Source organism: Candidatus Poriferisodalis sp. (genome assembly GCF_965205175.1).
Classification (GTDB): domain Bacteria; phylum Actinomycetota; class Acidimicrobiia; order Acidimicrobiales; family Poriferisodalaceae; genus Poriferisodalis.
This window is the reverse complement of the sequence record NZ_OZ242038.1, coordinates 2455887-2466992: the sequence shown is the minus strand read 5'-3', so window position 1 is coordinate 2466992 and position 11106 is coordinate 2455887. Positions and strand designations below refer to the sequence as shown.

General features: G+C 69.8%; 11 protein-coding genes. All 11 read left to right on the top strand.

What is annotated here, in order from left to right:
- Positions 1-9: 9 nt before the first annotated feature.
- The 11 genes from ACOGI4_RS10605 (at position 10) to ACOGI4_RS10555 (ending at position 11102) form a co-directional block, all read left to right on the top strand.
- The gene (locus ACOGI4_RS10605) at positions 10-960 is read left to right on the top strand and encodes a dihydroorotate dehydrogenase (protein ID WP_419841638.1); all 951 of its coding nucleotides are present in this window, start codon (positions 10-12) and stop codon (positions 958-960) included.
- A 5-nt stretch (positions 961-965) separates the two neighbouring features.
- A complete protein-coding gene (pyrF, locus tag ACOGI4_RS10600) occupies positions 966-1778 on the top strand; it encodes an orotidine-5'-phosphate decarboxylase (protein WP_419841637.1) in 813 nt (270 codons plus the stop codon).
- Entirely contained in the window at positions 1775-2119 is a 345-nt protein-coding gene (gene mihF / locus ACOGI4_RS10595; RefSeq protein WP_419841636.1) for an integration host factor, actinobacterial type, read from the top strand. The genes pyrF and mihF overlap by 4 nt, the downstream gene beginning before the upstream one ends.
- Before the next feature lie 10 nt (positions 2120-2129).
- Positions 2130-2738, top strand: a complete 609-nt coding sequence (locus tag ACOGI4_RS10590) for a guanylate kinase (RefSeq protein ID WP_419841635.1) — start codon at positions 2130-2132, stop codon at positions 2736-2738.
- Between the two features lie 13 nt (positions 2739-2751).
- Positions 2752-3090, top strand: coding sequence for a DNA-directed RNA polymerase subunit omega (gene rpoZ / locus ACOGI4_RS10585; protein WP_419841634.1), 339 nt, complete (start codon positions 2752-2754; stop codon positions 3088-3090).
- Between the two features lie 130 nt (positions 3091-3220).
- Positions 3221-4603 (top strand): bifunctional phosphopantothenoylcysteine decarboxylase/phosphopantothenate synthase, encoded by a 1383-nt coding sequence (locus ACOGI4_RS10580; protein WP_419841633.1) that lies wholly within the window; start codon positions 3221-3223, stop codon positions 4601-4603.
- Positions 4604-4818: 215 nt separating this feature from the next.
- Positions 4819-5979, top strand: coding sequence for a methionine adenosyltransferase (gene metK, locus ACOGI4_RS10575; protein WP_419841632.1), 1161 nt, complete (start codon positions 4819-4821; stop codon positions 5977-5979).
- A 165-nt stretch (positions 5980-6144) separates the two neighbouring features.
- The gene (locus ACOGI4_RS10570; RefSeq protein ID WP_419841631.1) at positions 6145-7113 is read left to right on the top strand and encodes a helix-turn-helix domain-containing protein; all 969 of its coding nucleotides are present in this window, start codon (positions 6145-6147) and stop codon (positions 7111-7113) included.
- Positions 7114-7367: 254 nt separating this feature from the next.
- A complete protein-coding gene (locus ACOGI4_RS10565; protein ID WP_419841630.1) occupies positions 7368-8399 on the top strand; it encodes a carbon-nitrogen hydrolase family protein in 1032 nt (343 codons plus the stop codon).
- 58 nt (positions 8400-8457) lie between these two features.
- Entirely contained in the window at positions 8458-9111 is a 654-nt protein-coding gene (locus ACOGI4_RS10560) for a pyridoxamine 5'-phosphate oxidase family protein (protein ID WP_419841629.1), read from the top strand.
- Between the two features lie 59 nt (positions 9112-9170).
- Positions 9171-11102: a hypothetical protein gene (locus tag ACOGI4_RS10555; protein WP_419841628.1), complete on the top strand. Its 1932-nt coding sequence runs from the start codon at positions 9171-9173 to the stop codon at positions 11100-11102.
- The last annotated feature ends 4 nt before the right edge of the window (positions 11103-11106 follow it).

Here is an 11106-nt window from a genome sequence, read left to right as displayed (position 1 = left end):
CGGTGCCTGATGTCGGTGCCTGAGGGCCGCGCCCGAGCTGCCCGAGAGGCCGACGTCGCCATGTCGGTGCGGATCGGCAGCGTGGAGCTGCCCAACCCGGTGATGACAGCGTCCGGCACCGCCGGATACGGGACGGAGGTCAGCGCATACGTCGATCTGGGTTCGCTGGGCGCAGTCGTGACCAAGTCGTTGTCGCCGTTCGCATGGGACGGCCATCGGGGGCCGCGCGTGGTGGGCACGCCCGCCGGGATGCTCAACGCTGTCGGCCTGCAGAACCCGGGTGCGCACGCGTGGGTCGAGCGTGAACTGCCGCGTCTGCGCGGCACCGGCGCCCGCATCGTGGCGAGCATCTGGGGCCTAACCGCCGACGACTACGCCGCAGCCGCGGCCACGCTTGCCGGCGCCGGCCTGACGGCGCTGGAGGCAAACCTCAGCTGCCCGAACCTGGAAGGCCGCGGTCAGATGTTCGCCTGCCATCCGGGCGCCTGTGCCGAGGCGGTCAGCGCGTCGGCCGCTGCCGGGGTGCCGGTATGGGCGAAGCTGAGCCCGAACGTCACCGATCTCGTCGAGATCGCCGAGGCAGCACTGGGGGCAGGGGCCGAAGCGCTCACGCTGATCAACACCGTGCTCGGCATGGCGATCGACCCGGTGACTGCGCAGCCCACGCTCGGCAATGGCGGCGGCGGCTTGTCGGGTCCCGCGCTGCGTCCGGTGGCCGTGCGAGCCGTCTACGACGTTCGGGCGGCGCTCGGCGACGTGCCGATCGTGGGCGTGGGAGGCGTTGCACGCGGCGAGCACGCCGCCGAGCTCATGGCAGCCGGCGCGTGCGCAGTGCAGGTGGGAACGGCGTCGTTCTGGGATCCTCGGGCGCCGGGCAGCGTGCTCGAACAGCTGCGGAGCTGGTGTGCCCGACATGGCGTGCGCGCCGCCGCCGACTTGACCGGCCGCGCGCATCAGTGACGGCCTTGGCTGAACGCCTCGCGGTGCGTGATCGCCTGGCGCTCGCGCTCGACGTGTCGGATGCGCCTGCCGCGATGGCGCTGGCGGAGCGCTTCGGACCGTCGTTCGGCGTCATGAAGGTCGGTCTCGAGCTCTTCGTCGCCGCCGGTCCCCGCATCGTCCGCGACATCGCGGCGTCGGGCTGCCGCGTTTTTCTGGACCTCAAGCTCCACGACATACCCAACACGGTGGAGCGAGCAGCTCGCAGTGCCGGCGCACTGGGCGCCTGGCTGCTCACCTTGCACACCCAAGGCGGCCCCGACATGCTGGCCGCCGGCGTGCGTGGCTTCCGTGAGGGCGCTGCGCAGGGGCGCTCGGACGCTGCGTCGAGCGGGCCCGAGCCCGTCGCGCTCGGTGTCACGGTGCTCACGTCGGACGCGACCGCGCCGCCCGAGGTGTTGGCGGGGCGAGCGGCGCTGGCCCGCGACTCGGGGTGCGGCGGACTGGTGTGCGCCGCCGGCGACCTGGCTGCGATTGGCGCCGCGGCACCCGAGCTCCTGCGGGTAGTGCCCGGCATCCGGACCGCCGGGGCAGCACTCGGCGATCAGCGACGTGTCGCGACGCCGGCATCGGCGTTGGCAGCCGGCGCCGACCTGCTCGTCATCGGTCGCACGGTCACGGCCGCAGCCGATCCCGACGCCACAGCCGCAGCCGTGGTCGCCGAGGTGACCGCGCAAGCGCGTGTGCTCGAGCCGGCGGACCCGGCGCCCGGCACGGCAGGCCAGGCAGCGGGCAGCGCTCAGCGCCCAAGAGTTGCCGAACTACACTGCCCGCAATGAGTCCGCCGTCTCCGCTGCCGGAGCTGAGCGACGAGCAGCGCACCGAGGCCTTGGCGAAGGCCAAGGAAGCCCGAGAGGTCCGCGCAGCCGTCAAGCATCGGTTGAAGCTGGGCCTGCTCACCTTCGACGAACTGCTGGCCGAGGCCGACACGGTCGACCATGTCGGAAGGATCAAGACGCTCACGGCCTTGGAGTCGATGCCCGGTCTCGGCAAGGTTCGGGCCCGCCGCCTGATGGCGGAGGTCGGCATCGCCGACAGCAGACGGCTGCGAGGTCTCGGCGACACGCAGCGCCGCCGACTGCGCGACCATTTCGCACAGGATTCCGACACAGGCGCGTGATCTGGGCCACATGACCGACCCGGCGCTCCGCTGCGCTGCGAGCTGTGCCGCGCCGTGCAGTGTCGACGTGTATGTGGTGTGCGGTCCCGGCGGCGCCGGCAAGGGCACGATCGTGGCTGCGCTGGTGGCACAGGATCCGGCGCTCGTGCTGAGCCGATCCTGGACGACCCGCCCGCGTCGGGTCGGAGAGTCGGCTGAGGCCTACACCTTCGTGACCGACGAGCAATTCGATGCCGCGATAGCCGCCAACGGTTTCTTGGAGTGGGCCGATTTCTTCGAGTACCGCTACGGCACGCCGATGCCGCCTGCGGACATCGACCGAGACCTCGTGCTCGAGATCGACGTGCAAGGCGCTGTGTCGGTGCGCGAACGCGATCCTGGCGCGCAGGTGATCATGGTGTTGCCCCCGAGTCGCGCCGAGCAGGAACGGCGCATGCGCCGTCGCGGCGACCCAGAGAGCGAGGTGGTTCGACGGCTCGCCAAAGCGGACCAAGAGCTGGCCGTCGGCTATCGGATGGCTGACCTCATCGTGGTGAATCGGGACATCGCGGGCACGGTGGACGAGATAGCGGCGTTCGTGGGTCGCGTCAGATCACGCCGAGAGCAGTCTCGCCGGTAGCCTCCGAGCTGCTATGGCTGAGTCAACCGACACCATGATCACCCCAGGGCTCGAAGACCTGCTCTCCAAGGTCGATTCGAGGTTCACGCTGGTGAGTCTCGCCGCCATGCGCTCGCGGCAGATCAACTCGTACTACAACCAGCTCGACGGCGGCATCGGTGCCGTCGTGCCGCCCCAAGTGGCGTCGGTCGCACGCAAGCCGCTGTCGATCGCTTTCGAGGAGATCGATGCCGACAAGATCACCTTCGAGCGATTCGACCCGGAAGAACGGGCGCGGGAAGCGGCCGAAGCGCTGGCAGCCGCGCAAGCCGACGGTGTGCAGCTCGAAGTCCTCGAGGGTCTTTGCGACTAGTCCGCCGCTCGGTACCAGCCGACCAGAGCTGGCTGCTGAGCGCCGCGCATCACATCCTGGTCGCTGAAGGCCATGTCCTGGCGGGTTCGCAGTGTCGCGCTCGGGAAGCAGCGCCTACCCTGTCGCTGCAGTGAGCGACTCTGCCAATCGCCCCGGTGCTGATTGCCCGAGCATCGATCAGTCGGGCGTTGATGGCCCCGATGCAGATGCTGCCGGAGCGAACGCAGTGATCTCGCCCGTTGCCGGGCGACGCGTGGTGCTCGGCGTCAGCGGCGGCATCGCCGCGTACAAGGCCGTCTTGCTGTGCAGGCTGTTGGTGGACGCCGGTGCGCATGTCATCCCGGTGATGACCAACGCTGCGCAGCGTTTTGTGGGCCGCGCCACCTTCGACGCACTGGCCAGCGAGCGGACACGCACGTCGATCTTCGACGACCACGATCCGATCCCGCACACTACGCTCGGCCAGACCGCGGACGTGGTCGTCGTGGCGCCTGCGACGGCGCGGGTCATCGGCAGCTATGCGGCGGGCATCTCCGACGGCCTGCTCACCGCGACGCTGCTGGCCACGCGCGCCCCGGTAATCATTTGCCCGGCGATGCACACCGAGATGTGGGAGCACCCCGCAGTGCAGCGCAACGTCGAGGTGCTCGCCGGTCGGGGCGTACACATCGTGGTGCCCGAAGCCGGTCGGCTCGCCGGCGGCGACGTCGGCGCAGGCCGCGTTGCTGAACCCGGCGCCATCTTCGATGCGGTCGCTGCCGTGCTGGCCGCCCGCGCAGAATGGACGACGCCGGAACCGGTGGCGCCGCAACCGACGATGCCCCGCGCGGCGACGCGAAGCGACTTCGCGGGCATCAACGTGACGATCGCCGCCGGAGGCACGCGCGAGCCCATCGACCCGGTTCGTTTCATCGGCAATCGGTCCTCGGGCAAGCAGGGGTACGCCATCGCCGCCGCGGCGCGCGACCGCGGCGCGCAGGTGACGCTGGTCACTAGCGCCGCGCTGCCGCCGCCGGGCGGGGTGCGCACGGTCCAAGTCTCCTCCGCCGCGGAGATGGAAGCTGCGGTACATGCCCACGCGGACGCCGAGGTCATCGTTATGGCAGCAGCGGTCGCAGACTTCCGGCCCGTCAGCGTCGCCCCGCAGAAGATCAAGAAAAACGCCGGCGCGCCGGCGGTCATCGAGCTGGAACCCACCGCCGACATCCTGGCAGGGCTCGGCGCCAGAAAGCCCCCCGGTCAGGTGCTCGTGGGCTTCGCCGCCGAGACAGCCGACGTGCTGGACAATGCGGCACGCAAGCTGGCCTGCAAGAACCTCGACGTCATGGTCGCGAACGACGTGTCGGCCCCCGGTGCCGGCTTCGCGCACGACACCAACATCGTGACCATCCTGCTGGCCGACGGCAGCGCACGTCCGCTGCCGATCTGCTCGAAGCGGCAGGTGGCCGATGCCGTCCTCGACGCCGTTGCCGAGTTGCGGACGAGTTTGCGGACCGGGCCGCGCACGAGCTGACGCAGCAGCGAGCACGCTCACTGGATTGACGGCCTCGACTTGACGGGCCCGCTGGGCCGGCATCGAGACAGGTCGTCGGCACGCCCGCTGTGCTGCGATGTCGTTGGTCTAGCCTTGCGACGCGGCTGCGGGCTGCTGCGGCGACGAACCGGCACGGAGTCGCTCGCGCTCGGGCCGATCACCACGAGCCGATCACGACCGAAGCGGGAGCCACGGTGAGCCAGTGGACCTTCACCTCAGAATCGGTGACGGAAGGCCATCCGGACAAGATGGCCGACCAGATCTCTGATGCCATCCTCGACGCGCTGATCGCACAGGATCGCGACGCTCGCGTGGCTGTGGAGACGCTGGTCACCACCGGCTTGGTCGTCGTGGCCGGTGAGGTCTCCACCGAGGCATACGTGGACATCCCCGCCGTGGTACGCGGCACGGTCACCGGCATCGGCTACGACCACGGCGAACTCGGCTTCGACGGCAGCACCTGCGGCGTCATGATCGCGCTCGACGAACAGTCCCCGGAGATCGCCAAGGGCGTCTTCGGCAACGCGGACCAGGGCGCCGGGGACCAGGGCATGATGTTCGGCTACGCCTGTCGAGAGACCGACGCGTACATGCCGCTGCCGATTCAGATCGCGCACCGCATGGCCGAGCAGCTCACCGAGGCCAGGCGCTCGGGCTGCATTCCGTACCTGCGACCGGACGGCAAGACGCAGGTGAGCGTGGAGTACCGCGACGGCGAGCCGGCGGCGCTGCGCACGGTGGTCGTGTCCGCCCAGCATCGCGAGGGCACTTCGATCGAGCGCATGATGCGCCCCGATCTGCTCGAACAGGTCGTCATGCCCACGCTGCCGGAGCAGTTCGCGGACGACCCCTTCGAGCTGCTGGTGAACCCTTCGGGCAGCTTCGTCAACGGCGGGCCAGTCGCCGATGCCGGGCTCACGGGCCGCAAGATCATCGTGGACACCTACGGCGGCTACGCCCGTCACGGAGGCGGAGCGTTCAGCGGCAAGGACCCGTCCAAAGTGGACCGGTCGGCGGCCTATGGAGCACGCTGGGTGGCCAAGAACCTGGTCGCCGCCGGGGCGGCAGACCGCTGCGAGATCCAGCTGGCTTACGCCATCGGGCGAGCGGCGCCGATCTCGGTGCTCGTGGAGACCTTCGGCACGTGCCAGGTGGACCCCGACGCCATTTCCGCTGCCGTGACCGAGGTGTTCGACTTGCGACCTGCGGCCCTGCTGAACGATCTGGAACTGCGCCGGCCCATCTATGGGGTCACCGCGGCCTACGGCCACTTCGGCCGGGAGGCACACGGCGAGACGTTCCCGTGGGAGCGTCTGGACCGTGTCGAGGACGTGAGGTCCGCCCTGGGCCTGTGAGCTGAGCCGCCAGGAGAGCGGCCTCGGGGTCGACGAAGCTGCGTCGCGCCGACGGTGCCGGCCGCGCCGATGGCCCCGACCCCGATGACCCAGAACACGATGGCCCTGGCCAGAATCACCTGAGCTACGCTGCCCATCAGGAGAGCGATCCTTTGGGGGCTCGGGTTGCTGACCACCGAGACGGTTGAGCCGTCAGACCGATTCGAGTACTGGCGCGAGGTGATCTGCCGGGTCTACGTCCGGCTTGAGGCCGACCCGGTAGGCGACGGCCTCTTCTCCGGCACCGTCGATGTCGCATCGTTCGGGGACGTGCAGGTCTCCACGGTGGTGGCCGACGGCCAAGTCGTCACCCGGGTCCTCGACGGCGAGAGCGACGACTGCCTCGTGAGTCTCCAGACCGCCGGAGTCGGCAGAGTCAGCCAGAGCGACCGCACAGCGGTCTTGAGGCCAGGCGATCTGGCCCTCTACGACGCCACCCTCCCGTACGAGCTGGCATTCGACGACGCATTCCGCCAGATCGTCGTGAAGTTCCCTCGGCGGCAGCTGATCGAACGCAACATCGACATTCCGGCTGCGGTCGGCCTGCGGACGTTGGGCAGCGAGAGCCTCGCACGAGTCGCGGGCGGCTATCTGCGCGCACTGCGAGGCCACGACATCGAATTCGCTGATCCGCATCGCCGCGTCCTGGGCAACCACGCCGTCGACCTCCTTGCCATGGCCTTGAGCCCCCATGTCGGCACTGCGACGTCGGCACCAGCCGCCAGGACGTACAGCCGACAGCAAGCGCTCGACTATGTGGCAGCCAACATCAGCGATCCGCGACTGTCGGTCAGCCGCGTCGCCTCAGCTCTCGCCATGTCGCCGCGCAGCCTGCAAAAGCTGTTCGCCCAGGACGAATGCGGCCTTGGCGAACGAATCCGGCGGGCTCGCCTGGCTCGGGCACGAGCGGCGCTGGCAGACCCTCTGCGCAGACATCACAGCATCGCCCGAATCGCCGCGGATCACGGGTACGCCGATGCCGCTCATTTCTCTCGTGCCTTCCGGGCGATGCACGGCCAGACACCCCGTGACTACCGCCGAGGTCTCGACGCTGGGTTGGCTGAACATGGGCCGGCTGAACGCCGGGCCGGCTGAACATGGGCCGGCTCAAGTCCGGGCCGGGCTCGCGCTGCGTTCGCAAATTGGCCACCACCGGTTCGCTGTTGTTCAAGACCGTGGTGCCCCCGCTGGCGTGAACTGGGGCCGGACCGCCGGAACTGGACAGCCGGACCTGGACAACCGGAACTGGGCCGTCGGACCGTGACCCGACGGGCCGCTCGATTGAGCGGCCCAGACGTCACAGCCATCAGGTCACAGCCATCAAGTCACAGACATCAAGGGAGGAACCCATGCTGCAGCGAACAGTGCGAGTGGCTGCCGTCCAAGCCGAGCCGATGTGGTTCGACATGGAACAGACCACCGACAAGGCCATTTCCCTCATCGGCGAGGCGGCAGGCAACGGTGCTGAGCTGATCGCCTTCCCGGAGACGTTCGTCCCCGGCTACCCGTGGTGGATCTGGCTCGACAGCCCAGCGGCCGGAATGGCATTCGTGCCCCGGTACCACGCCAACTCGCCTGCGGCCGACGGCCCTCAGCTCGCGCGCATCGCGGCCGCAGCAGGCCGCCACGGCATCAACGTCGTCGTCGGGCTGAGCGAAAACGCCGACGGATCGCTGTACATGGCCCAAACGGTCATCGACCACACCGGCGCCATCGTCAGGACCAGGCGCAAGCTCAAGCCGACCCATGTGGAGCGATCGGTCTTCGGCGAGGGCGACGGTTCGGACCTGGACGTGTTCGACCTGTCGGTCGGCAAGGTCGGCGCGCTCAACTGCTGGGAGCACATCCAGCCGCTGACCAAGTACGCGATGTTCAGCCTCGGAGAGGACATTCACTGCGCAGCATGGCCGTCGTTCTCCGTCTACCGAGGGGCGGCGAACGCACTCGGGCCTGAGGTCAACACCGCGGCCTCGATGATCTACGCCGTCGAAGGCCAAGTGTTCGTGGTTGCACCGTGTGCCGTGGTGGGCCGAGCAGCGCTCGACACGTTCTGCGACACCGACGCCAAGCGGCAGATGCTGCAGCCCGGAGGCGGCTTCGCTCGCATCTACGGACCTGAAGGCAGCTCGCTGGCAGAACCGCTGCCCGAGGACGAGGAAGGCATCTTGTACGCCGACTGCGACCCGGCATTGCAAGCCATCGCCCGGTCGGCGGCTGATCCGGTGGGCCACTACAGCCGCCCAGACGTCACCCGGCTGCTGATCGACCGGTCGCCCCGTCCGCCGACGGTTGCCGCGGCGACGTCTGACGGCGAACGCCTCTTCGAGTCAGTCCTCGGCGATCACGATGCCGGGGCCGCGCCGAGCGTCGAGGCCGTCTGAGAGCGCCCGCATCGGTGGGCACCCGAATCCACGAGAACTCGCATCGAGGAGGTACCGCATGGAGTTCTACACCGACAGCCAACGAGAGGTTCAGGCCAAATTCGACTGTCGTCCGCTGGCGGACCGGCTGACCGAGACCATCATCGTGGACGCCATCGAGGACTTCCACCGAGAGTTCATCGAGTCCCGCGACTTCTTCTTCCTGTCGACGGTCAACGGTCGAGGCGAGCCCACGGTGTCCTACAAGGGCGGCGCCGTGGGACTGGTGACCGTGCTCGACCCCCAGACCGTGGTGTTCCCCAACTACGACGGGAACGGCATGTTCTTGTCGATGGGGAACATCGCCGAAACCGCCAAGATCGGTCTGCTGTTCATCGACTTCGAGACACCGAATCGGATACGCATCCAAGCGACCGCTCGCTTGGTCGACGACGATCCCGAGATGCAGCGTTATCCGGGTGCCTTGCAGTTGGTGCGAGCCAGCGTCGACAGCGTGTATCTCAACTGCGCTCGCCTCATTCACCAGCACACCAGAGTCGAGACGTCGCCCTATGTGCCTGACGCTGCCGGCGCCACGCCCTACCCGGCCTGGAAGCGCATCGACATCGTCCAAGACGTGCTGCGGCCCGGCGATCAAGGCCGTGCCGACGATGAGGGCGGCGTGATCACCACGGCGCAGTACGGCGAGAAGCTGGCCGCCGGGCAGTCGTAGCAGATCTGGCTGCCAGACGGGGTGGGCCGCGGCCGCCGGCTGCGGGGCAGACTGCGGCGATGCCACAGGCGGTGCGGGTGCTGGTCGACGAGCCGGCCATCGACCGAGAATTCACCTACCTGCTGCCTGCCGAGCTGGCATCGGGTCGCGTGCCAGTGCGCGTGGGCATGGTGGTGCGGGTGATGCTCAACCGTCGCCGCCTGCGCGGCTGGGTGACCGAACTCGATGCGCCGACGCTCGGCAGTCGGGAGCTGGCGGCCATCAGCTCGGTGGTCGGCGTAGGGCCGCCGCCCCATGTCGTCGAACTGGCGCGCTGGGCGGCTTGGCGCTGGGCCGGAACCTGGGTGCACTTCCTGCGCACCGCCAGCGCCGATCGAGTGGTGGCGGGCGTGCCCGACACCGGTCTTGCCCGCCAAGATCTCGCCCGCACCGACCTTGCCCGCACCGACCTCGCACGGCCAGCCAACCCAGCTCACTCAGCCAGCCCAGCCAATCCAGCCAACCCGGTGTCGGGACCGCGCGAAGGTCCGCACGCCGACGACGGCACCGGGCCCGACACGGCGTGGGTCGCAGCGGCGTTCGCCCGCGGCGCGACGAAGCCGGCCGCGGTGCGCCTCGGTCCGTGCGCAGACGCCTGGCCGCTCGTCGCGGAGGCGCTGCGGCGAGGGCGTCTGCTGGTGCTGACGCCGACGGCGGCGTGGGCAGCACGGTTGGCCGGCCGGCTGCGGCGCGCCGGCGTCGCTACGGCGCTGATGCCACGCGAGTGGGCCGCGGCGGTGTCCGCGCAGGCCGTGGTGGGCGCTCGCGCCGCAGTTTGGGCACCGTGCAGTCGTCTGGACACCGTGCTCGTGCTCGACGAGCACGACGAGGCCTACCAGTCCGAGGCGGCGCCGACCTGGAACGCCCGAGACGTCGCAGCCGAACGCGCCCGGCGCGACGGCGCCTCGTGCCTGCTGGTCGGCGCCATGCCGTCGCCCGACGCGCTGCGCTTGGCCGGTGCGGGCGGCACCGAAGGCCTCGGCCGGGTCGTCGCAGCTCCGAGAGCCTGCGAGCGCGAATCGTGGCCACGGGTGGCGATTGCCGACCGGCGTCTGGACGACCCTGCCACCGGCGAGTGGTGCGGCGAGGCGCTCGGCGAGGTGCTGCGCAGCGGTCGCACCGTGGTCTGCGTGCTCAATCGCACCGGTCGGGCCAGGCTGGCCTACTGCGCCTCCTGTGGCGAGCTGGCCTGCGCGCCCAGCACGGGGCGACCGCTGCGGCTCGAAGCCCAGCAGTTTGTGGATCCCGACAGCGGCGAGGTGCGCCCAGCGGTGTGCGAAGCGTGCGGCGCCATGAAGTTCCGCCGCGCTCGCGTCGGGGTGAAGGGCGTCGCCGACGAAATGGAGCGGCTGGCCCGTCGCCCGGTCGTCCAGGTGGTGGGAGATGCGCCGTTGCCTGTCGTCGGGGGGCCTAGACAGAGCGCCTCCAAGGCGCCGCTGTACATCGGAACCGAGGCGGTGCTGCACCGCGTGCCGTCCGCGGACGTGGTCGCCTTCGTGGACTTCGACCAAGAGCTCACCGCGCCGCGCTACCGCGCCGGCGAAGAGGCATACGCACTGCTCGTGCGCGCCGCCCGACTGCTCGGCCCGCGCAGCCACGGCGGCCACATCCTGGTGCAGACACGCCTGGCGGACCATCCGGTGCTGCGCGCAGCAGTCGAGGCGGACCCGACCGCCTGGGCCCGAGCAGAGACAGCGCGCCGCGAGGCCATGGCGCTGCCCCCGGCGTCCACCTGGGCGCTGATCTCCGGCGCGGCAGCGGGCGCCTACGTCGAGCGCGTGTCCGAGCACGACGCATCTGGCGAGATCGACGTCGCCGAAGCCGCCTCCGGATCAGCGGGAAGCACTTGGAGGCTTCGCAGCCGCCGGCGCGAGGCCCTGCTCGACGCACTGGCGCGGATGCCGCGACCGTCGGGTCGGCTGCGGGTAGCGGTCGACCCGATGCGGGCGTGAGCGA

Coding starts and splice junctions, on each gene's coding strand:
- ACOGI4_RS10605 (WP_419841638.1), top strand. CDS start 10: ATGTCGGTGCCTGAGGGCCGCGCCCGAGCTGCCCGAGAGGCCGACGTC.
- mihF (WP_419841636.1), top strand. CDS start 1,775: ATGAGTCCGCCGTCTCCGCTGCCGGAGCTGAGCGACGAGCAGCGCACC.
- ACOGI4_RS10590 (WP_419841635.1), top strand. CDS start 2,130: ATGACCGACCCGGCGCTCCGCTGCGCTGCGAGCTGTGCCGCGCCGTGC.
- rpoZ (WP_419841634.1), top strand. CDS start 2,752: ATGGCTGAGTCAACCGACACCATGATCACCCCAGGGCTCGAAGACCTG.
- ACOGI4_RS10565 (WP_419841630.1), top strand. CDS start 7,368: ATGCTGCAGCGAACAGTGCGAGTGGCTGCCGTCCAAGCCGAGCCGATG.
- ACOGI4_RS10560 (WP_419841629.1), top strand. CDS start 8,458: ATGGAGTTCTACACCGACAGCCAACGAGAGGTTCAGGCCAAATTCGAC.
- ACOGI4_RS10555 (WP_419841628.1), top strand. CDS start 9,171: ATGCCACAGGCGGTGCGGGTGCTGGTCGACGAGCCGGCCATCGACCGA.